Origin of the sequence: Pseudolysinimonas sp. (assembly GCF_049651805.1) — a bacterium.
Taxonomy (GTDB): domain Bacteria; phylum Actinomycetota; class Actinomycetes; order Actinomycetales; family Microbacteriaceae; genus Pseudolysinimonas_A.
This window is the reverse complement of the sequence record NZ_JBASCU010000025.1, coordinates 1-20,597: the sequence shown is the minus strand read 5'-3', so window position 1 is coordinate 20,597 and position 20,597 is coordinate 1. Positions and strand designations below refer to the sequence as shown.

The following is a 20,597-nucleotide window of genomic DNA, read 5'->3' as shown; positions in this document are numbered from 1 at the left end:
CGCTTCGCGCCACCGCCTCCATCCGCGAGTTTTCGTCCAGATCGACGCCTCGTCAGCGCGAAAAGTCGCGGATAGCCGAGGTGGGTCAGCGGATGAGGTTGACCGGCTCGTAGCCAGCGGAGAGCGCGGCGATCTGACGGCGCACGAGAGCCTCCACGGCATCCGGCATCGTCGTCACCGCCCCGCCGACGTGCGGGGAGATCACCACACCAGGAGCGCTCCACAGCGGATGGCCGCTTGGCAGTGGCTCCGGATCGGTGACGTCGAGCCCGGCCCGCAGCCGCCTGGCCGTGAGTTCGGCGACCAGGGCGTCGGTGTCGACGATTGCGCCACGCCCGATGTTGACGAGGATGGCGTCGTCGGGCATCGCCGCGAGGAACGCCGTATCGACCAACCCGCGGGTCGAATCGTCGAGCGGGAGACAGACGATGACGGCATCCGCCGAGGCGAGCAGCCCGGGCAGTTCAGAGAGCGCCGCGACCTCACCGCGCTCGTCGGTACGACGCGACCGGGCAACTCGCACGGGCCGGGCGCCGAACGGCAGCAGCCGGTCGTACATCGCGTTTCCGAGCCCACCCGCCCCGAGGACGACGACACGAAGCCCGTGCATCCCCCGGGTGAATCCGCCGCGCCAGGTCTGGGCGTCCTGCTGGCGCACGAAGCGCGGCAGGTCGCGTTGCGCGGCGAGCAGCAGCGCCATCCCGATCTCGGCCGCCGGACCCTCGTGCACGCTGGCCGCGTTGGCGAACGCCACCCCCGCTGGGAGCCGTTCGAGCACACCGTCGTAGCCGATGCTCTGGCTCTGCACGAGACGCACCTCGACACCCTCAAGCGCCGCGAGCCGGTCGGCCAAGCCCATGTACGGCGGCACGACGATGTCGATCGCGGGCCAGGGCGCGGGCGACGCGAGATCCCAGACGGCGACCTCGGCCGCATCGGCGAGCCGGGCGAGAAGCTCTTCGGTCGGAACGGTGATGCGCACGCTTCGACCGTAGCCGGATCAGCCCTGCGCCCTCTTCACCCCATAGCCTTCTTCATCTGGTCGGCGATGATGCCGGTCGAGCGCTGCGGCATGAGCCGCGACATCCGGTCGAGCAGTTTGGCGTCGCCGCCGATGCGCACCTTGTAGCTGCCCTTTTCGATCGCCTCGACGATCTGCGCTCCGGCGCTCACCGCCGTCGTCATCTTCATGGCGGCACTTCCCGCAGCCGCTCCCGGCATCTGCACGCCGGAGTTCGCGGTGATGTTCGTGCCGACAGCGCCCGGGAACACGACGGTCACGGCGACACTCGTGCCACGGAGTTCGGCGTAAAGCCCCTCGGTGAACAGCTTCACGGCCGCCTTCGACGCACCGTAGGCACTCTGACCGGGGAACGGCACGAGCGCGCCCATGCTCGACACGTTGACGACGCTCGCCGCCGGACGCTCGAGCAGTGCGGGCAGGAACGTCTTGACGGTGTTGACGGTGCCCCAGAAGTTGACGTTCATCACGCGCTCGATCTCGTCGAACGTGAGCTCGCTGATCGGCTTGAACTGATGGATGATGCCGGCCACGTTGACCACACCGTCGACCGCGCCGTGCGCCTTCTGCACGGCGCCCAGCAGCTTCGTGACCGCCGCGCGGTCGGAGATGTCGACCGCGTGCGTCGAGAGTCGATCTCCGGCGGCGGCCAGCCCCGCGGTCTCGGCGAGGCCCTCCTCGCGAAGGTCGACGGCGGCGACCCGGCCCGACTTGGCCAGCAAAGCGAGCGCGACCTCGCGACCGATTCCGTTGCCCGCGCCCGTGACGACGAACACCTTGCCTGCGATCTGCACGATCGGCTCCTCTTTCGCCCCTCGAGGCGGTCAGCGACTTTGTCGCTTCCAACCTAGAAGCCGCCGGTCCGCGAGCGGCGGGACCAATGTCCCGCGGGCTCAGGCGACGGCGTCGACGGAACGCGCGCTGCGACCGGCGAGATGCCCGGCGAGGTGCTCGGCGAGCTCCTCGGAGTCTTGCGCCGCTCCCCCGATATACGTCGACCGACGCCGCCGCAGAAGAGAGGTGCCCATCACGTACAGGCCCGGCGACTTCGTGACGACGCCACCCTCGTGCGGCAGCCGCCCCTTGTAGTCGAGCACCGGCACGTCGAGCCACGAGTAATCGGGGCGGTACCCGGTCGCCCAGACGATCGTGCCCACGTTCTCGCGAGCGAGATCGAGTTCGAGCAGCGGTGCATCGTCCACGACGGTCGGGGCCGCACGGGTCGGCTCGCTGAAACCGTCGTCGACGGTCTCAGCCCAGGCGTCGAAACGGTCGAGCAGCCGATCGAGCTTGAGATCCGCGAGTCGCACCGTGTTGGCAAGGCCGCCCGAGAACTGGGCGACGCCGTCGTGGATGCGCCCGACCCGGCCGACCACCCGCACCCCCTTCGCACGCAGCGACGCGATGTCGACGGTGCGGTGGTCGTCGCTGCCGACCAGTTGCGGCGACGGCACGTGGCGGGCGCGGATGATGTCGTCGATCTCGTCATAGCGCTCGTCGAGAACGCCCACGGCATCCATCCACCAGAAGATGTCGCGACCGCGGTAGCTGCGCGGCATCCGCACATGCTCGCCCGCGGCGAGCGTCACCTCGAACCCGGCGCGCGCGATCTCGTCGGCGAGTTGCGTCCCCGAGGCCGACGCCCCGACGACAAGAACCCGACCCTCGGCGAGCGACTCCGGCGACCGGTACGTCTTCGAGGTGAGGGAGAGGATGCCGGCGGGCACGCCGTCCGCGACCGGCGGCAGGTTCGCGATGCCGCTGCCGCCGTTCGCGAGCACCACCGCATCCGCCTCGTATTCGCCGTCGTCGGTCGTGACCCGGTAGCCCCCCTCGGCAGGAGCAACGCTAGTGACTGTGACTCCCGCGCGCACGGGCGCCTCGATCGCGCGCGCGTACGCCCCGAGGTGATCGGCGACCTCGGGTGAGGTCATGAAGCCGTCGGGGTCGGGGCCGGTGTAATCGAGCCCGGGAAGACCGCTCTGCCAGTTGGGGGTGAGCAGACGCAGCGAATCCCAGCGGTCGCGCCGCCACGAATTCGCCACCTCACCGCGTTCGATCACGACGTGGTCGATACTCCGCTCGGTGAGGCGGCGGCTCATGGCGAGGCCGGAGTGCCCGGCCCCGATGATGACGACGGTGGTGCGGGTTGTCACCTAGGAAACGCGCCGTTCAGGAAACGCTGACCGTGACGTTGGTCGGGTTCGTGAGGGCGTCGAACACGGCCGAGCGCTTCTGCGACTGCGCCACGAGTGCGGCGATGTCTTCCTTCGACGCGTCGGCGTCGATGTCGAAGTTCACGCGGATGTCGTTGAAGCCGTTGCGCACCTCGGGGTCGCCGCCGAGGATGCCGAGGATGTCGTGGTCGCCCTCGACGGTGGCCTTGACGCTCTTGAGCTGGATGCCGCGGTTCTGCGCGACAGCGGCAACGCCGGCGGTCAGACAGCCGGCGAGCGCCGCGAGAACGGTCTCGACCGGGGTCGGAGCGTTGTCCTCCGACGCGAAAACCTCGGGGTGGTCGCCCTCGAGCACGAACGCCTTGACGTGCTTCTGGCCGGCGCCGAGGCCGTTGAAGTGCTCGATGGTCTGACGGGAGTGCGTGCCGCGGATCCACTCCGAGGTCGCCTTCCAGGTGAACTGCGCGGCCTCGGGGGCCTCGCGCAGCGCGTCGCGCGCCCCGAGGAGGGCCTCGGTGTTGACTCCGTTGTCGGCGGTGGCGGTGGTGCTCATGGGGTTCTCCTTCTGGATCGGGATCACCGCGAGGCTACGCCGCCGACATCCGCAAAATGCCGGTTGTTACGCCACGTTTCAGGTCAGTAGCTGGCCGTATCGCCGTCGGCTCGGTCGGAGACGATCGCGACGCCCGCGCTTGTTCCAAGGAGCACGGCGCCGGCGGCGAGCAACTCGCGGGCCTGCGTAAGGCTCTTGATCGAACCCGACGCCTTCACCTTGACTCCGGCCGGTGCGCGCTCGACCAGGTACCGGATGCTGTCCACGTTCGCGGTCTCGATCTGCCCGCTGCTCGCGTTCTTCAGGAACGCGGCGCCCGCCTCGACGGACAGCTCGACGGCCGCCTCCTTCTCCGCCTCGGTCAAAAGCGGCAGCTCGAGCATCACCTTGATCGGAACCCCGGACGCGCGCACCACCCCGGCGATGTCCTCCCGGAACGCGTCGAACATCCCGCTCTTCAGCCAGCCGATCTGCACACCGATGTCGATCTGCGTCGCGCCGAGACGCACCAGCTCGGCAGCCTCCGCCGCCTTGCCGGCACTGGTCATCACCCCGACGGTCGGGAAGTCGAGAGCCGAGGCCACCGGGATGCCGGTGCCGGCCAGAACCTCGGCGGCGAGGGGCACCCACGACCCGGGCACCATCGCGGCATTGAAGGAGTACGCCACGGCCTCCTCGCAGTGGGCGATCATGCGGTCGCGGGTGATTCCGACCTCGATCAAGGTGTGCTGGATGGAGGGCGCCAAGTCCGAGGTCATGGGAGGAAGGCTACGGCAGCTCGCCGAGATCGGTCCTCGTGGGCAGCCCCGGCAGCACACCGGGGTGAGCGACCGCGTGGCTCCCGGCCCGCGCAGCCCAGGTCGCGGCAGCCGTCGGCCCGGCACCCTCGGCAAGCGCGACGGCGAGCGCCGCGTTGAAGGCATCTCCGGCACCCGTCGTGTCGACCACCGCGCTCGCGGGCACCGGATCGATCGGGACCTGGCCGTCGGGGGAGGCGACGATCGCGCCGTCCCCGCCGAGAGTCATGACCACGGTGCTGCCGCTGAGACGATGCAGGTCGTCGGCAAGCTGCGCCGGCATCCGCTCCTCCCCGCCGAGCAGGGTGAGCGCCTCCGAGCGGTTCGGGGTGAGGTACGTGATGTGACGCCAGACGGATGCCGGCAGCGGCCCCCGCGCGGGAGCCGGGTTCAGGATGGTGGGAACGCCCTCCTCGGTCGCGATCTCGAGCACCCGTGCAGCAACGGCGAGGGGGATCTCAAGCGACACGAGCACGATGTCGGCGGCGGCGATCCGACTGCGGAAGCCCTCGGCGTGCTCCACCGTCAGGAGGTCGAGGGCACCGGGGGCGATCGCGATGGAGTTCTCGCCCGCGGCATCGAGCAGGATGAACCCGGTCATCGTCGCTGCCGGGCTTCGCAGCGCCGCGTCGGCGTCGACGCCCTCTTCTGCCCACATCGCCACGGCATCCGCACCCGCCGCATCCTCCCCGACGGCGGTGAGCAAGCTCACGTCGGCACCGAGGCGCGCCGCGCCCACGGCCTGATTCGACCCCTTGCCGCCGTGGCCGCTGCTGAGCACGCCGTCAGTCACGGTCTCGCCGGGCTGCGGGAACCGCGGCAACTGCATCGTCAGCCCCACGCCGTACCCGCCGGCGACCGCAACGCTGATCTCGCCACCTTGAGCCACCTTCGGCATGGCGCCATGCTAGGCGCTCCCGCGGCGAGGAGGTGGCGACGCCAAGTTGCACGGGCGGGGGAAATATGCTTGTCTGACAACCATTCCTGATGTCAGACAATGGAGTGGCGATGCTGAACTTTGACGAACCCCGATACCTGCGCATCCAAGAGGGGGCGGTCGCGCAGGCGGGGCCGCTGCACGCGACATTGCGCGAACGGTTTGCGGCCGGCGCGAACCGGCTGGTCTTCGCCGGGTCGGGCGGTGCAGGAATCCTGATGCAGCCCGCGGTCGAGTTGTTGCAGCGCTCCTCGCGGTTTCCGGTGTTCGGCGTCCTACCGGCCGAGCTGGTCGTGACAGGTTCCGCGCAAGTCGATGCGAACACGGTGGTCGTGATCCCCTCGCTCTCAGGCACGACGAAAGAGAGCATTGCCGCCCTCGAGTTCGCGCGCGCTCAGGGCGCCTTCGTCATCACACTCACCGGCCACGCCGACTCCCCGCTTGCGACGAGCGCCGACGCCACGTTCACGAACTTCGCCGAGGACGACACCTCCTGCGAGTCGTTCTATTTGCAGTCGTTGGCGATCGCACTCTCGGTGCGGGAGCTGACGGGCGAGCTGCCCGACGGGGAACGCGAGCGGGTGATGGCCGAACTCCGGCTGCTCCCGGCCGCACTGCTCGCGGCCAAGAGCAGCTTCGAAAACCGCGCGCCCGCGCTCGCCGCGACCATCGCCGCGAACCCGTGGCACATCATCACAGGTGCGGGAGCGAGTTGGCCCGAGGCGTACTACTACGGGATGTGCATTCTGGAGGAGATGCAGTGGATCCGCACCCGACCGGTGCATGCGAGCGACTTCTTCCACGGCACGCTCGAGCTCGTGGAGGCCGGCGTCAGCGTGCTCGTGCTCGCGGGTGAGGGCCCGACGCGCGCGCTGACCGAGCGCGTGCGGTCGTTCGTGCCGACGGTCGGAGGCGAGGTCACGGTGCTCGACACCGCCGAGGTCGAACTCGCGGGCGTCTCGGCCGCGACCCGCGAGCTGGTCGTACCCGTGATCCATGCGGCGCTGCTGGAGCGGGTCAGCGCCCACCTCGAAGTGCTGCGCGATCATCCGCTGACGACCCGACGGTACTACCGCCGCATCGACTACTGATGGGCGAGCCGCGCATCGCGGCGGTGGGCGACAACACCATCGACCGGTTTCGCGACGCCGACGACGCCGACCTGGTCGGAGGCAACGCGCTCAACGTCGCCGTTCAGGCGTTGCGAGCCGGATGCGACGCGCGCTACTTCGGCCCCATTGGCGACGACGCCGACGGCGTGGTGGTGCGAGCGGCCATCGAATCAACCGGGCTGCCGACCGACGGCCTGCGAGTCGAGACGGGCCGGACGGCGCTGACCGTGATCAGCCGGGACGCCGACGGTGACCGGCGTTTCGTAAGCGAGGATTTCGGGGTCACGGCGCACTACCTCCCAAATACCGACGAACTCGAACGGATCGCGCAACACGAGTGGGTGCACATCGGCATGCTCCCCGACGCGCCGCGTCTCGCGGAGCGGCTCCGCCGCCGGCGACCGAACATCCTGATCAGTCAGGATCTGGCGGTGAGCCCCGAAGCAGGCCCGATCGACGTCGCGTTCCTCCCCGGCAGCGCGGATATCGCAGCCGACAGAACGCGCACGGCGGCGATGGTCGGCGACGGCGTCGCGCTCGCGATCACCACGCGTGGGGCGGCGGGCGCCATCGCCTTCGACGGCACCACCTGGCTGTCGCAGTTGGCGATCCCGACCACGGTCGTCGACTCCACCGGCGCGGGAGACAGCTTCATCGCCGGCTTCATCGCCTCTCGCGCGCGCGGTCGCGGCATCATCGAAAGCATGAACAGGGGCGCTCACCTGGCCGCAGCGACCTGCGGCCATCTCGGAGGCTGGCCGCAGCGCTGAACAACCGGCGACCGGTCGGGTCCGTCACGCCGACGTCGACGTCGCCGGCGTCCACGCCCCGGTGCCGGCCGTCGGCGGTCGCGCTGCACCCGCGAACCGATCGACCCGAAATGCGTCGAGCACGGGCGACGGGGTCTGGGTCAGGATCTCCTCCGCGACGAGCTCGCCGAGCACGAGTCCGAGTGTCGCACCGGAGTGGGTGAACAACGTGAAGAGTCCGGAGATCGACGGGACGCGTCCGACGACGGGCTCGCCGTCGCCCGGAATCGGTTTCAGCCCCGTCGCCACCCGATCGGCCACGAGCGCCGGCCGGCCGGCCAGCACCCGGGAAGCCTCCGCGAGCAGGCCGTTCACCGTGTCGTCGGGAACACGCAGCGAACCATCCTCGTCGACGACGATCGAGCGCGCAGCCCAGCCGGCGTCGAGCACGAGCCGGCCGCCCGGGGCGGGCCGGAGCGCGACCCGCGGAGTGTTGAGCACCGTGCGCACCGGCGCATCGACAGGTTTCGTGATCACCACGGCGGCCGCCGGGGTGGCGTCGGGAACGGTGACACCCAGCTCCGCGAGGTGACGCGGCACGTCGCCTCCCGTCGCGAGCACCACCCGGTCTGCTGCGAGGTGCCGGCCGTCGCCCAGGATCACACCCGTGACTGCGTCATCCTCGACGGCCACCCGCGACCGACCCGCGCGTTCGAGCAGCTGCAAGCCGTCGGCGACAGCCTCCTCGAGAAGTGCCGCGATGAGGTCGGGCAGGTTGACCCAGCCCTCGCCCGGGTTGTAGATCGCGCCTTCTGCCGCGATGGCGTCGGCATTGACGTCGGCCGTCAGCCGAGAGACCCCCGCACGGTCGAGCCACACGGCGTCGTAACCTCGGGAACGCTCATACGCGAAGGTGTCGCGAAAGCTCTCGTCGGAGTGGGCCCATTTCAGGGCGCCGTCGAAGCGCAGATAACGCGCGCTGTGCGGCCGGACCGCACTCCACGTGCGGTAGCGGTCGATGGCCAGCAGCCGCAGGTAGTGGTACGCCTCGGAGCGTTCTCCCGAGGAGTTCAGCCAGGCGATTGAGCGCCCCGACGCGCCATCAGCCACGACGCCCGACGTGATGAGCGTGACGGCCGCCCCCGACCGTGCGAGATGGGCCGCGGTGGAGACACCCAGGATTCCGGCGCCGATCACGGCGACGTGCGGGATGGAACGGTGAGCGGTCATGGCCTTCCTTCGTGGATCCGGTCGATCAGGTCGAGAACGAGAGTCGGGTCGACCGGGTCGACGGGCGGTGGCGCGCCCTCGCGAATGGCGGCTACGAGCCCCCGGTAGAAGGCGCCGTAGTCGCCGTGCGCGGTCGGATATGGAGCGACTGCGCCTTCGACGCCAAGCAACCCCCACCGTGCCTCCTCGGTGATCCCGTAGGTGTCGTCCTCTGGTGAACCTCCCGCGCGCAGGTGGGCCTCTTGCCCGTCGAGGCCCCAGGTGGTGAAGCCAGCGGCCGATCCGAGCACACGGAAGCGCGGCCCGAACTGCGGCGTGATCGAGTTCATCCACAGATGAGAGATGACGCCTGAGTTGTGCCGCAGGGCGACGAAGGCATCGTCGTCGGCCATCCCGCCTGTGCGGTTGGTGGCCAGCTCGGAGTACACCTCCGCGGCGGGGCCGAACAACTGCAGTGCCTGGTCGATCAGATGGGCGCCCAGATCGAACAGGATGCCGCCGCCTTCGGCCGCAGACGACTCACTCTTCCAGCCGGGACGCGGCTGAGGCTTGAACCACTCGAAGCGCGACTCGAATCGGCGCACCTCGCCCAGGTCGCCCGCATCGATGAGCCGCCTCACGGTCAGGAAGTCACCGTCCCAGCGGCGATTCTGGAACACGGTGAGGAGGCGGCCGAGCTGCTGCGCTCTGTCGGTGAGGTCGCGGGCCGCCGCGGCCGAGACGGCGAAGGGTTTGTCCACCACGACGTCGAGCCCGGCCTCGAGGGCGGCCGCCGCTATGGCGTGGTGGCTCGCCGGAGGAGTCGCCACGACGAGCAGGTCGAGATCGGCCGCTCGCGTGAGCACGGCGTCGACGTCTCTCACCACGGACGCCGCCGGGTGGAGCAGCTTCGCCTCGCCCGCGCGCCCGGGGTCAGCGGTCACGATGACGTCGAGGGAGTAGGAAGGATGCGTTGCGATGAACGGAGCGTGGAAAACCCGCCCCGACACCCCGAACCCGACGATCGCCGTGCGAATCGGTTCTGGCGACGCGACCTGTCCTGCCATGGTTAGACCGTCCCGATCAGCCGGGGCAGGTCGGCCATGCTGTCGAAGACGACCGTCCGCTCACCCGCGAGGCGTCCGGCCGCCGTCACACCGGCGAACGCGAGTACTCGCATCCCGGCCGCCCGCGCGGCACGCACCCCGAAGACACTGTCCTCGACCACCACGCAGCGTTCCGGCTCGACCCCCGTTCGGCTGGCCGCCAACAGAAAGAGGTCGGGTTCGGGCTTACCGCGCTCGACATCCTGCGCGCTGTAGATGCGATCGCCGAAGTGGGCGAGCAGATCGGTCGCGTCGAGGCTCGCGCGGATCCGCTGGTGGCTGCTGTTCGAGGCGACACAACGCGGGTGCGACAATTCGCTCAGCGCCTGGTGGATGCCGGGCACCGGTTGAAGGCCGGTGCGGAGGGCGTCTTCGTACCAGGTCGCGTATTCGCGATCCCAATCGGCCTCTAGGGTGCGGCCCAGCAGATCGGCCGCCCGCGCGTGGAAGACTTCGGTCGATGAGCCGGCGAAGTGCTCGAGGGTCTCGCTGAGCGAGAGCTCGCATCCGAGGTCGGCCATCACCCGCTGGGTGACCTGCGCTGACAGCGTCTCGCTGTCGACGAGCACGCCGTCGCAGTCGAAGATGATGAGGTCGGGATCTCGTGGGAGGGCCGCACCCACTACTTGCCGATCCCCTCGGACAGACCGCGCACGAAGAAGCGCTGGGCGGCGAAGAAGAACACGATCATCGGCGTGGATGCGAGCGTCATTCCGGCGAAGATCATCGGGTAGTTGGTCGACAACTTCGATGCGAGGTTCGCGAGTCCGACGGGCAGCGTCATCGTCGCGTCGCTGCTCACGAAGATGAACGCAAACAGGTACTCATTCCACGCGAACAGGCACTGCAGAATCACGGCGGACACGATGATCGGCATCGACATCGGCAGGATCAGTCGCCAGAACTGCTGCCGCCTCGAGCATCCGTCCAGTAGCGCGGCCTCGTCGACCTCGCGCGGCAGATCCACCATGTACGACCGGATCAGAAAGGTCGTGAACGGAATCCGGAACGCCGTGTACAACACCGTGAGGCCCAGCAGGGTGTCGTAGATCCCGAGGGTCTGCAGGATGCGCAGCAGCGGGATGAGCGCGACGGTCGGCGCGAGCATCATGCCGCCGACGATCAGGTAGAGCACGGGTCGCGAGAAGGGGATCTCGATCTTGGTCAGACCGAAGGCCGCCCACGCGCTTATCAGCGTCGTCGCGACGATCGATGCGAGGGTGACGATCACGCTGTTCCACATGTACTGGCCGACACCGAGGTTCCAGGCATCCACGTAGTTCTGCCAGAAGAAGGTGCTCGGCAGGCCGAACGGGTCGGCGAGGAACTCCTGATTGACCTTGAAGCTGCTGACTACCATCCAGATCAGGGGAACGATCACGATGATCGCGGCCGACAGCAGCAGGCCCCAGACCATCAGCCTCAGGAGCGTTCGGGCGAAACCGGCGCCGGTCATCCTCGTGGGGGCCGAACTCGTCACCATTCGACTCGCCTCCGTCGCGATATCCAAAGTTGGAGCACCGCCAGCAGGATCGTGATCGTGAAGACCACGGTCGCGATGGCCGCGGCATAGCCGAACTCGTTGTTGATGAAGCCCGCCCGGTAGAGCCAGGTACCCAGCACTTGGCTGCTGTTGTTGGGCCCGCCGGCGGTCATGACCATCACCTCGTTGAAGACCTGGAATGCGCCGGTGATGGTGACGATGACCAGCAGCGTGGTCATCTCTCGCACGAGCGGGGCGGTGATGCTGAAGATCCTGCGGATCGGGCCGACGCCATCGAGATCGGCGGCGTCGTAGAGCTCGCGCGGGATTCGCTGAATCGCGACGGAGAACAACAGGGTGGTATACCCGAAGCTCTGCCACTGGCTCATCGCGATGATCGCCCAGATCGCCGTCGACTCCTGGCCGAGCCACGCCTGCGCGACGTCCCCCAAACCGACGCTGCGCAGGAACTCGTTCAGCAAGCCGGTCTGCGGCTGGTAGAGGAAGTAGAACAGCAAGCCGGCAACCGTCAGCGAGATCGCCGCGGGGATGAAGTAGATGGCGCGAAGGATGCCGCCCCACCTGCGCACGAATGTCTCGACCAGTGCGGCCAGCACGAGCGCGCCGGCCACCTGGAAGACCAGGGAGACGACGGCATACGCCGCGTTGTTGAACATCGATCGCCAGAAGATCGGATCCCGTGCCGCCTGGGCGTAGTTCGCGCCCCCCACGAATTCCGGCACGGGTTGAAAGACCGACCACCGGAAGAAGCTCAGGTAGATGTTCTGCAGCAGCGGAGAGTAGACGAACACTCCGACCAGCAGCAGAGCCGGGAGCACCCAGAGCAGTGAACGCCAGCCGCCGATCACCCCACGGGGCGACCGACGGCCGGCGAGTCGCCGCCGACCCACGACATGACCGCTCTCCTGAACGAGCAGTGCTTCGGTGTCGGTGACGTTCTTCACGGTCGTGCTTCAGCTCACTGCGGTCCGGCAGCTGCCTGCTGCACCGACTCCATCACGCCTTCGGGCGTGCCCGTTCCCCCGACCAGCGCTTCGCCACCGGCCAGGTAGGCCTGCGCAACCGGAGGTGGCGCGACGGTGTCGAGCCAGATGGCGAGGCTGGACGCCTCCCCCAACTTCTGCATCGCCTCGATGATCTGAGGAGTCGTCGCCGGGTCGAGAGAATCCTTGACCGGGCTCGGATAGCCGCTCATCAGCTCGGGCATCTTCTCCGCACCTTCCTTCGAGACGATGAACTTGAGGAAGGCGACGGCGAGTGCCGGGTTCTCGGACTTCGGGTTCACCAGGAAGAGGTCGGGCGCACCCACCAGGGCCCCGGGGTCGCCCTTCGCCCCGCTATCCGCGGGCAGCTGGAAGAGGCCGTAGCCATCGCTGTCGAGCTGGGTGCCCTCGAGCAACCCGATCTCCAGCGATTCGAGATACATCATCGCCGACTTGCCCGCGGCGAAGCCGACCTGCGCATCGGTGTGATCGATGCCGTTGCCGCCGTCCCCCGTGTCGGTGCATCGATCGATCACCTCGGTGAACTGCTCCAGAGCCGTGACATAGCCGGGATCCGTGTACGACGCGTCGTCGGTCGAGTAGTCGGCCTCGAGCGTCGCGGCCGGCACGTTGTAGGCGTTCAGCTGGGTCACATAGTGCAAGCCCGGCCAGCCGTTCTTGTTGCCGAAGTTCACCGGGGTGATGCCGTTGCCCTTCAGGGCGTCGCAGACCTCCAGGAACTCGTCGAACGACGTCGGCACCGACAGATCGTTCTCTTCGAAGATCTTCATGTTGTAGAACATGAACTTCGCGTCGAGGTCGATCGGCACACCGTAGTTCTTGCCGTCGTAGACCCCCGCACCGACGGCGCCGGGCACCAAGGTCTCGTTCCACTCCGTGCCCTCTCCGAGCACCGACGTCAGGTCGAGCGCGAGGCCGGCGTCGACGAACTGCTTGGCATACGCCCCGGGCCACGCGAAATAGATGTCGGGGATGCTGTTGGACGACGCCAGCACCTTGATTTTGTCTTTGTATCCCTGGTCGGATTCCTGCTGCACCTCGACCGTGACGTCGGGATGCGCGGCCTCGAATTCTTCCGCCATCGCGACGAAGTAGCCCGACACGCTGGGGTCGGAGAACTTGTTCACCATCGAGATCGTGCCGCTGTATTCGACATCGTCGAGATCGACGGATCCGGTGCCACCTCCGGGGGCTTCGCCCGAACAGCTGCTGAGAAAGAGCATTGCTCCGACCGCTCCTGCTAGGAGCGCGCTTCGCCTGGTAATTCGCATGCCACAACCCACCTCTCTGTGTACTGTGTGCGCGCCCGTTGGCGCGTGCGAGCAGTTTAGGTAGGGGTTGATACCGGTGTCAACCGGCCAGAACCCACTCATTCGCGCTTGACGAGCGTCACGCGCGCGTTCCGAGGTCGCTGACCACGCACAGTTGCCTGTAAAATCAAGGAAATGGGGCCGGTCGTTGCCGCCTAGGATCGCGGGCTTGTCACTGTGGCTCCGCTCAGCACGAGGTCGCACAACGTCGGGAGTTGTCGGACAATTGCGAGATGTCAAGATGGACGGCATGACCCAGAATCCGGCTCAGCGGCCGACGCGATGAGCGAGCCCGGCACCAACGCGAGCTGGAGTCGCGCATCGAACCACTCGCTGCGCCAGGCGATCGCGCAACTGATCACGGATGACGGCTTGGGCCCCGGTGACCGGCTCCCGACAGAGGCGCGACTCGCGGAGCGATTCGGCGTCGCGCGCTCGACAGTGCGTGAAGCGCTCAAGCAGCTTGAGGAAGAAGGTCTCGTCGACGCCGTCCAGGGCAGCGGCCGCTTCGTCTCGTCGGGTGCCGCTGCCGCCGTCGAGCGTCCTATCACGCGGTACGAAGGCGTCACAGACATGCTGAGGCGACTGGGGTACTCGGTGACCACATCGGTCTTCTCCGTGACCGAAGTCGACGCCGATCCTCAACAGGCACGCGATCTGGCGGTCGCCGCCGGCACCCCGCTCATCCGTCTCGCACGACTTCGATTCGGCGACGGCGAGCCGCTCGTCTTCAGCGTCAACCACGTGCTCCGCGAGGCGCTCCCGGGGCCCCTCACGCATCGCGACTGGTCGGCCCCGCTGACCGAGGCGCTCGACGCCTCGGGCCAGTCAGTAACCTCCTCGATGGCCCGGATCAGTGCCGTCGACCTGCCGATCGAGATCGCGCGCCGACACAAGCTCGTGGGCCTGGGCCCCTGGCTGCTCATCACCGAGACCTGTCTCACGCGCTCCGCCAGGCGCGTCATGCTCGCTGCCGACTACCACCGCAGCGCGATGATCGGGTTCAACGTCCGCCGCCAGCGGTGACACCTGCCGGGGCGCGAGGCGGCGCGAGAGATGCCCGCGGGACCAGCGCCGCGGGGATGGTCTCGACCACGACATCGAAGTCGTCACCCGTGATCCGGGCCAGAGCGTGCCGGGCCGCCGCTCGGCCGAGTTCGAGCATCGGCTGCGCGATCATCGTCAGGGGCGGGGCCATGACGCTCGCCCACGAGCTATCGTCGAATCCGATGATCGAGATGTCGTCGGGGTGTTTCAGCCCGGCATCCCTGATCGCGCGAAGGGTACCGACCAGCGCGTCTGTTTCCGTCGTCAGAACGGCCGTCGCCGGGTCGGGCAGGGCGAGCATCGCGCCGAAAGCACCGACGGTGGCCTCTTCGTTGTGATCACAACTGGTCACCAGCACCGGGTCGAACGGGATGCCGGCTTCGTCGAGGGCCTCGGTGTACCCGCGCAGCCGCTCGGTCTCGCTCCACAGTCGGATCTCCGCCGCCGCGAGGACTCCCGCCCGATCCCTGGCGCCGTCGCGTACCGCCGGCCCCCAGACGAATCCGATGCGGCGGTGACCGAGCTCGACGAAGCGTCGAACGGCGTCGCGTGCAGCTTCGCGGTTGTTGATGACGACGGCATCCAAGTCGAGACCCCGCACCTTGCGGTCGATCAACACGATGGGGATGTTGCGACTCATCGCCTCGAGAATGTGCTCGGTCTGATCCGGCAGCAGCGCGGCTGACGCGAGGATGATCGCGTCGACTTGCTTGTCCATCAGCACGCCGACCGCCGCCTTCTCTTTCGCCAGCTTTTCATCGGCACTCAGGACGATCGCGGTGTACTGGGTCGCGTCCAGGGCGTCGGCGATGCCCCGGATCACGCCGGCGAAGAAGGGGTTGCTGATGTCGGCGACGATCACCCCGATCGTCTGCGTGACGCCGGTCGTCATGCTCCGCGCAAGGCTGTTGGGTCGGTATCGCAGCTTCTCGGCGGCAGCCAGCACGCGGGCACGTGCGTCGGGGCTCACCGCACCGTAGTTTCCGAGCGCCCGCGCCGCCGTCGCCTTGCCCACGCCCGCTTCGGCGGCGACTTCCGCGATGGTTGCCGGCGCCGCGGATCGTGCTCTGCGGGCAGGCACCGCGGGATCTTGGCGATGTGCTGCCATTTCGCCAACCTATCGGAATCGCGCGCGGCGGATCGATGGCCGGCCACGGACCGATCCTGCGCTAGCTGGGTTCACGTCGGGGTGCGACGCCCATGGCCGAACGCCCCCTCGACGTAGCACTGTGCCGCGGCGAACGCCGCCCCTGCCCGGAGTGCCGCCGCGAGCGACTCCGCCGTGGGTATCACCCGTTTTCGCCAGCCGGATTCGAGCAGCGAACAAGCGAACGCCGCGAGGAACGCGTCCCCGCAGCCCATCGTGTCGGCAACCCGTTCGGGGTCGAGAGGCACGGCAGCCACCTGGTGGGTGCGAGACCCGTCGAAGAGCATCGCGCCCGCGTCGCCGCGAGTGCCGAGCGCCATGCTCGCACCAGCGCCCACGACGGCGCGCAGCAGATCATCCGTCTCGCGTTCGCCGAGATCAGAGCAGGACAACAGGGCCAGGTCGAGGTGTCGCGCAAGCGGGTCGAGATACTCGGACGTGCGAAAGCCCTCCTCGCTCGACAGGTCGTACGAGACGAGAACGTCCAGACCCGTCAGAGTCGGCACCTCGGTCTCCGACGCTGAGTAGACGCTGGAGTGCACGAGGTCGAATCCGGCCACGTAGCTCACCGCCGCGTCGTCGAGCACGACGGGCTCGCGAACCGTGACTCCGCCGTCATTGCCGCCTCGGAAGATCCGATCACCGTCGACGACCTCCACCATGGCGATCCCAGTCTCGCCCTCCCGAGTGACACAGCGGGAGATGTCGAGCCCCATCGACGCGAGTTCGGACCGGAGGAACGCCCCGGCTTCATCCGATCCGAACGCGCCCAGATACGCTGCCTCGGCCCCGCGCTCTCGCGCGAAGACGGCGAAATTGAGACAGTTGCCCCCCGGGTAGTCGACCCCCCGGTCGATGAATCGATCGATGACGTTGTCACCGAATCCGAGTACCTTCACGGCGACGTCAGTACTCGACCACGCGGTAGTAGCGGCGCACGTCCAAGCGATGATTGCGAACTAGCTCGAGGTGGGCGCTGAGGCGACTCGCGGCGGTGCCGATCACGAGCGGCGAGATCAGCGCGCGGAATGCGGGGTCGAAGCCCTCAAGCGCGTAGTCCGCCGTGTCGAAGACCGTGACGTCGTCCGAGTAGAGCTCGACGAAGTCGCGTACCCGGTCCATCAGTGGCCGGGTCTCGTCTTCGCCGAAGAAGAGGAGCGTCGTCGTGTCGCGCTCGATCAGCTCGAGTGAGCCGTGGAAGAACTCGGCGGCATGCACCCGAGTGGTGTGCAGCCACTGGCACTCCTCGAGCACGCACATCGAGTACAGGTACGCGTATCCCCACACGTTCCCGGAGCCGACGACGAAGATGTACTCCACGTCTTTGTGCTTGTTGGCGAAGACCGAGGCCTTCGAATCGGCCTGCCTCGCGACGCCGACCATCAGTTTCGGCAGCGTCGCCAGCTGATCGGCGAGCTTCTCGTAGTCGGGAAATTCGCCGCGGGCGCGAAGCAGTGCTGTCACCAGAAGCAGCAGCTGGATGTCGTAGGAGCGTGCGGTGGAGAGGAAGACGTGGTCGAGCGATGTCGCGAACGGGCTCTCGGCCTCGCCGGTGAACCCGACCGTGATCGCCCCCTGCGCCTTCGCCCACTCGATCGCCGTGTTGACATCGGGAGTCGACCCGGTTGCCGAGACGAACACGGCGAGCGAACCCTCCCCGAAACTCCGGTCGGGCGCGAGGACGAACTCCTGCGCGATGACGGCGGCGCCGGGCAGGGTGGACTTCGTCTGCAGTAGCAACGCGTACGGCATCATTTCGGCGTACGAGCCGCCAGCGCCCAGAAAGTAAACGTTCTTGATCTTCCCATCCAGCTCCGCGATCAGCGCTTCGATCCCCGGTCGGAGCGCAGCAGCACTCGAGAGTTGAGCGGTGAATTCTTCTTCATCGAACTTCAGCACGGCTGGATCCTCTTCGTCATTGGAATGGGGTGATACCGGTATCACCACCGTTATCGTTGCATGCTTACAATCGAAGGGTCAAGCTCGGACGGTTGTCCGACAAGGTTTGCACGACTCCGCCTTGTACGGCCCGGCCCGCTCGCTTCGACCGAGTCAGCGCCGCCGCACCCTCATGCGGCGCCTTCGAGCAAGGGGGCACGTCAACTAGGCGCTCATCGGAACGCCGCAATGCCGGTGATGGCCTCGCCGAGCACGAGCGTGTGCACCTCGTCGGTGCCCTCATAGGTGCGCACCGACTCGAGGTTGTTGGCGTGCCGCATCGGTGAGTGGTCGAGGGTGACACCGTTGCCACCGAGCATCGCCCGGGCATCCCGCGCGATCTGGATCGCGACGCGGGTGTTGTTGAGCTTGCCCATCGAGATCTGGTGCGGCTGCAGTTCGCCCGCGTCTTTGCGGCGCCCCAGGTGAAGCGCCAGCAGCAGACCCTTCTCGATCTCAAGCGCCATGTCGACCAGCTTCGCTTGCGTCAGCTGGAAGGCGGCGAGCGCCTTTCCGAACTGCAGCCGCTGCTTCGAGTACTCCAGGGCTCCGCGGTAGCTGTCGCGCGCCGCCCCCATGACGCCCCACACGATCCCGTAGCGGGCTTCGTTCAGGCACGCGAACGGCGCCCGCAGACCCTGGGCCCCCGGTAGCAGTGCGTCGCCGGGAATCCGGACGTCGGCGAGCTCGATGTCGCACTGGATGCTGGCGCGCATCGACAGCTTCGGAGCGATCGGCGTCGCGGTGAACCCCGGCACGTCGGTCGGCACGAGGAATCCGCGGATGCCGTCATCCGTCTGCGCCCAGACCACAGCGATCTGGGCGATGCTCGCCAACCCGATCCAGCGCTTGGCGCCGTTGAGCACCCAGTCGTCACCGTCGCGGCGCGCGAACGTCGTCATGCTGCCGGGATCGGAGCCGGAGTTCGGCTCGGTCAGCGCGAAGCATCCGATCACCTCCCCCGCCGTCATGCCCGGGAGCCACTGGTCCTTCTGCTCTTCGGTGCCGTGCTTGGCGATCGCGGTCATGGCCAGCGAGCCCTGCACCGAGACGAAGGTGCGGAGTCCCGAGTCGCCCGCCTCGAGTTCGGCGGCGGCCAAGCCGTACTCGACGGCGCTCCGGCCGGCACAGCCGTATCCCTGGATGTGCATCCCGAGGAGCCCGAGCTGCGCGAACCGCGGCACCAGTTCGACGGGGAAGGTCGCCCCCTCGTACCACTCGGCGATGCGCGGTCGCACCTCGGCATCCACGAACTCCCGCACGCGGGCCCGCTGCTCTCGTTCTTCATTCGTGAGCAGCGAATCGATCGAGAGCAAGTCATGGGGATCGGGCATGCCCTCAGCCTCGCACTTGTGCTCGATGGGCAGCGGAATGCGTACGCTCTAACCAAAGTCCCCGATGTGAGGAAGCCCATGAGTTACGCAGTCGTCAACCCCGCAACCGGAGAATCTGTCGCCACCTACCCGACGATCTCGGATGCGGACCTGGCTGCCGCGGTCGACAAGGCCGCCGCCGCACACGACGAGTGGTCGCGGTCGAGCACCGCCGCCGAACGCGCCGCCCTCATCCAGAAGGTCGCCGACCTGCACACCGAGCGGCGGCAGCAACTCGCCGACATCATCGTGCGCGAGATGGGCAAGCCGATCGAGCAGGCGCTCGGCGAGGTCGACTTCGCGGCCGCGATCTACGAGTACTACGCCACTCACGGCCCGAGCTTTCTCGCCGACGAGACGATCGACCTGCTCGACGGTGAGGGTTCCGCCTTCATCCGCCGCAGCTCGCTGGGTGTTCTGCTCGGCATCATGCCGTGGAACTTCCCCTACTACCAGGTGGCGCGGTTCGCCGGTCCGAACCTCGTGATCGGCAACACCATCATCCTCAAGCACGCGTCGCAGTGCCCCGAGTCGGCCGCCGCGATGCAGCAGATCTTCCTCGACGCCGGGTTCCCCGAAGGGGCGTACGTCAACGTGTTCGCCTCGAGCAGCCAGATGGAATCCGTCATCGCCGACCCGCGCGTGCAGGGGGTGTCGCTCACCGGCTCAGAAGCCGCCGGGGCCGCGGTCGCCGAGATCGCCGGTCGCCACCTCAAGAAGGTGGTGCTCGAGCTGGGCGGCTCCGACCCGTTCATCCTGCTCAGCACCGACGATCTGGATGCCGCGGTCGAGGCCGCAGTGGGCGCCCGGCTCGACAACAGCGGTCAGTCGTGCAACGGCGCCAAGCGCTTCATCGTGATCGACGACCTCTACGACGCCTTCCTGGAGAAGTTCACCGCCGGGCTCACCGCGGCCACGCCCGGCGACCCCACCTCGGCGGACACCGCCCTCGGCCCGCTCTCATCGCTCGCGGCTGCGGAGGGCCTGCAGGCACAGCTCGACCGCGCGGTCGAGCAGGGTGCCACCCTGGTCGCCGGGGGAACGCGCGACGGGGCATTCTTCCCGGCCGCCGTGCTCACCGATGTCACGCCCGACATGGACGCGTTCCACGAGGAGTTCTTCGGTCCGGTCGCCGCCGTCTACAAGGTGTCGTCCGAAGAGGAGGCTGTTCGCCTCGCGAACGACACCCCGTTCGGCCTCGGCTCGTACCTCTACACGACCGACCACGAGCAGGCTATGCGCGTCGCCGACCAGATCGACGCGGGCATGGTGTGGATCAACATCGTGCTCGCCGATGGCGCCGAACTGCCGTTCGGCGGCGTCAAGCGCTCAGGCTCGGGTCGCGAGCTGGGCCGCCTCGGTGCCGAAGAGTTCGTCAACAAGAAGATGATCCGCATCGGCGGGTGAGCCACCGCAGCGAGCCACTGGCGGGGCATCTTCTCTCACCCCACCATCAATTGGGAGTATCCGGGCTCGAACGCACCTGCTAGTGGTGTGTCCCGGTTTTGGGTGCCTGGTTGAGGGCGACTCGGCCGCGGGCGACTTTCTCGAGGATGGATTCTGCTGAGGCGGTCCAGACGAGTGGGCGTGGTTCGTCGTTGTGCGCGTTCAGG

At 67.9% G+C, this 20,597-nt stretch carries 20 protein-coding genes; 4 read left to right on the top strand and 16 right to left on the bottom strand.

What is annotated here, in order from left to right:
* Positions 1-85 precede the first annotated feature (85 nt).
* From WBL06_RS06255 to WBL06_RS06230, 6 genes are all read right to left on the bottom strand, one after another.
* Positions 86-982 carry a 2-hydroxyacid dehydrogenase gene (locus WBL06_RS06255; protein WP_424455118.1) on the bottom strand — a complete coding sequence of 299 codons (897 nt, stop codon included), beginning with the start codon at positions 980-982 and terminating at the stop codon, positions 86-88.
* A gap of 35 nt (positions 983-1,017) precedes the next feature.
* Positions 1,018-1,815 (bottom strand): SDR family NAD(P)-dependent oxidoreductase, encoded by a 798-nt coding sequence (locus tag WBL06_RS06250; protein ID WP_424455117.1) that lies wholly within the window; start codon positions 1,813-1,815, stop codon positions 1,018-1,020.
* A gap of 99 nt (positions 1,816-1,914) precedes the next feature.
* On the bottom strand, positions 1,915-3,177 hold the full coding sequence (locus tag WBL06_RS06245) for an NAD(P)-binding domain-containing protein (protein ID WP_424455116.1): 1,263 nt from the start codon (positions 3,175-3,177) through the stop codon (positions 1,915-1,917).
* Between the two features lie 16 nt (positions 3,178-3,193).
* Positions 3,194-3,751 carry an OsmC family protein gene (locus WBL06_RS06240; protein ID WP_424455115.1) on the bottom strand — a complete coding sequence of 186 codons (558 nt, stop codon included), beginning with the start codon at positions 3,749-3,751 and terminating at the stop codon, positions 3,194-3,196.
* An 83-nt stretch (positions 3,752-3,834) separates the two neighbouring features.
* Entirely contained in the window at positions 3,835-4,509 is a 675-nt protein-coding gene (gene deoC, locus WBL06_RS06235) for a deoxyribose-phosphate aldolase (RefSeq protein WP_424455114.1), read from the bottom strand.
* A gap of 10 nt (positions 4,510-4,519) precedes the next feature.
* Positions 4,520-5,446 carry a ribokinase gene (locus WBL06_RS06230; protein ID WP_424455113.1) on the bottom strand — a complete coding sequence of 309 codons (927 nt, stop codon included), beginning with the start codon at positions 5,444-5,446 and terminating at the stop codon, positions 4,520-4,522.
* A gap of 89 nt (positions 5,447-5,535) precedes the next feature.
* Between WBL06_RS06230 and WBL06_RS06225 the strand changes: the two genes are divergently transcribed.
* On the top strand, positions 5,536-6,576 hold the full coding sequence (locus tag WBL06_RS06225) for an SIS domain-containing protein (protein WP_424455112.1): 1,041 nt from the start codon (positions 5,536-5,538) through the stop codon (positions 6,574-6,576).
* Positions 6,576-7,367 carry a PfkB family carbohydrate kinase gene (locus WBL06_RS06220; RefSeq protein ID WP_424455111.1) on the top strand — a complete coding sequence of 264 codons (792 nt, stop codon included), beginning with the start codon at positions 6,576-6,578 and terminating at the stop codon, positions 7,365-7,367. The genes WBL06_RS06225 and WBL06_RS06220 overlap by 1 nt, the downstream gene beginning before the upstream one ends.
* Positions 7,368-7,391: 24 nt before the next feature.
* Here the strand turns inward: WBL06_RS06220 and WBL06_RS06215 are convergent, their stop codons facing one another.
* Genes WBL06_RS06215 through WBL06_RS06190 form a run of 6 tightly spaced genes read right to left on the bottom strand, consistent with a single transcriptional unit; the run spans position 7,392 to position 13,392 of the window.
* On the bottom strand, positions 7,392-8,576 hold the full coding sequence (locus tag WBL06_RS06215) for an NAD(P)/FAD-dependent oxidoreductase (RefSeq protein WP_424455110.1): 1,185 nt from the start codon (positions 8,574-8,576) through the stop codon (positions 7,392-7,394).
* Entirely contained in the window at positions 8,573-9,622 is a 1,050-nt protein-coding gene (locus WBL06_RS06210) for a Gfo/Idh/MocA family protein (protein ID WP_424455109.1), read from the bottom strand. Before WBL06_RS06210 ends, WBL06_RS06215 begins: the two co-directional genes overlap by 4 nt.
* Before the next feature lie 2 nt (positions 9,623-9,624).
* Complete coding sequence (locus WBL06_RS06205) at positions 9,625-10,284, bottom strand: HAD family hydrolase (RefSeq protein WP_424455108.1); 660 nt, start codon at positions 10,282-10,284, stop codon at positions 9,625-9,627.
* Positions 10,284-11,144 carry a carbohydrate ABC transporter permease gene (locus WBL06_RS06200; RefSeq protein WP_424455107.1) on the bottom strand — a complete coding sequence of 287 codons (861 nt, stop codon included), beginning with the start codon at positions 11,142-11,144 and terminating at the stop codon, positions 10,284-10,286. Before WBL06_RS06200 ends, WBL06_RS06205 begins: the two co-directional genes overlap by 1 nt.
* Positions 11,138-12,109, bottom strand: coding sequence for a carbohydrate ABC transporter permease (locus tag WBL06_RS06195; RefSeq protein WP_424455106.1), 972 nt, complete (start codon positions 12,107-12,109; stop codon positions 11,138-11,140). Before WBL06_RS06195 ends, WBL06_RS06200 begins: the two co-directional genes overlap by 7 nt.
* Positions 12,110-12,123: 14 nt before the next feature.
* Positions 12,124-13,392 (bottom strand): ABC transporter substrate-binding protein, encoded by a 1,269-nt coding sequence (locus tag WBL06_RS06190; protein WP_424455104.1) that lies wholly within the window; start codon positions 13,390-13,392, stop codon positions 12,124-12,126.
* A 369-nt stretch (positions 13,393-13,761) separates the two neighbouring features.
* On the opposite strand from WBL06_RS06190, the gene WBL06_RS06185 reads away from it, so the two are divergent.
* Complete coding sequence (locus WBL06_RS06185) at positions 13,762-14,505, top strand: GntR family transcriptional regulator (RefSeq protein ID WP_424455103.1); 744 nt, start codon at positions 13,762-13,764, stop codon at positions 14,503-14,505.
* Here WBL06_RS06185 and WBL06_RS06180 read toward each other — a convergent pair.
* From WBL06_RS06180 to WBL06_RS06165, 4 genes are all read right to left on the bottom strand, one after another.
* Positions 14,483-15,634: a LacI family DNA-binding transcriptional regulator gene (locus WBL06_RS06180; protein WP_424455102.1), complete on the bottom strand. Its 1,152-nt coding sequence runs from the start codon at positions 15,632-15,634 to the stop codon at positions 14,483-14,485. The two genes, WBL06_RS06185 and WBL06_RS06180, sit on opposite strands and share 23 nt — an antisense overlap.
* A 71-nt stretch (positions 15,635-15,705) precedes the next feature.
* The gene (locus WBL06_RS06175; protein ID WP_424455101.1) at positions 15,706-16,572 is read right to left on the bottom strand and encodes a PfkB family carbohydrate kinase; all 867 of its coding nucleotides are present in this window, start codon (positions 16,570-16,572) and stop codon (positions 15,706-15,708) included.
* Between the two features lie 7 nt (positions 16,573-16,579).
* On the bottom strand, positions 16,580-17,572 hold the full coding sequence (locus WBL06_RS06170; protein ID WP_424455100.1) for an SIS domain-containing protein: 993 nt from the start codon (positions 17,570-17,572) through the stop codon (positions 16,580-16,582).
* Positions 17,573-17,784: 212 nt separating this feature from the next.
* Positions 17,785-18,945 (bottom strand): acyl-CoA dehydrogenase family protein, encoded by a 1,161-nt coding sequence (locus tag WBL06_RS06165; protein ID WP_424455099.1) that lies wholly within the window; start codon positions 18,943-18,945, stop codon positions 17,785-17,787.
* A 78-nt stretch (positions 18,946-19,023) separates the two neighbouring features.
* Between WBL06_RS06165 and WBL06_RS06160 the strand changes: the two genes are divergently transcribed.
* Entirely contained in the window at positions 19,024-20,391 is a 1,368-nt protein-coding gene (locus WBL06_RS06160) for an NAD-dependent succinate-semialdehyde dehydrogenase (RefSeq protein ID WP_424455098.1), read from the top strand.
* Positions 20,392-20,597 lie beyond the last annotated feature (206 nt).

Coding starts and splice junctions, on each gene's coding strand:
- WBL06_RS06215 (WP_424455110.1), bottom strand. CDS start 8,576: ATGACCGCTCACCGTTCCATCCCGCACGTCGCCGTGATCGGCGCCGGA.
- WBL06_RS06180 (WP_424455102.1), bottom strand. CDS start 15,634: ATGGCAGCACATCGCCAAGATCCCGCGGTGCCTGCCCGCAGAGCACGA.
- WBL06_RS06185 (WP_424455103.1), top strand. CDS start 13,762: ATGAGCGAGCCCGGCACCAACGCGAGCTGGAGTCGCGCATCGAACCAC.
- WBL06_RS06160 (WP_424455098.1), top strand. CDS start 19,024: ATGAGTTACGCAGTCGTCAACCCCGCAACCGGAGAATCTGTCGCCACC.
- WBL06_RS06225 (WP_424455112.1), top strand. CDS start 5,536: ATGTCAGACAATGGAGTGGCGATGCTGAACTTTGACGAACCCCGATAC.
- WBL06_RS06200 (WP_424455107.1), bottom strand. CDS start 11,144: ATGGTGACGAGTTCGGCCCCCACGAGGATGACCGGCGCCGGTTTCGCC.
- WBL06_RS06230 (WP_424455113.1), bottom strand. CDS start 5,446: ATGCCGAAGGTGGCTCAAGGTGGCGAGATCAGCGTTGCGGTCGCCGGC.
- deoC (WP_424455114.1), bottom strand. CDS start 4,509: ATGACCTCGGACTTGGCGCCCTCCATCCAGCACACCTTGATCGAGGTC.
- WBL06_RS06165 (WP_424455099.1), bottom strand. CDS start 18,945: ATGCCCGATCCCCATGACTTGCTCTCGATCGATTCGCTGCTCACGAAT.
- WBL06_RS06240 (WP_424455115.1), bottom strand. CDS start 3,751: ATGAGCACCACCGCCACCGCCGACAACGGAGTCAACACCGAGGCCCTC.
- WBL06_RS06220 (WP_424455111.1), top strand. CDS start 6,576: ATGGGCGAGCCGCGCATCGCGGCGGTGGGCGACAACACCATCGACCGG.
- WBL06_RS06190 (WP_424455104.1), bottom strand. CDS start 13,392: ATGCTCTTTCTCAGCAGCTGTTCGGGCGAAGCCCCCGGAGGTGGCACC.
- WBL06_RS06210 (WP_424455109.1), bottom strand. CDS start 9,622: ATGGCAGGACAGGTCGCGTCGCCAGAACCGATTCGCACGGCGATCGTC.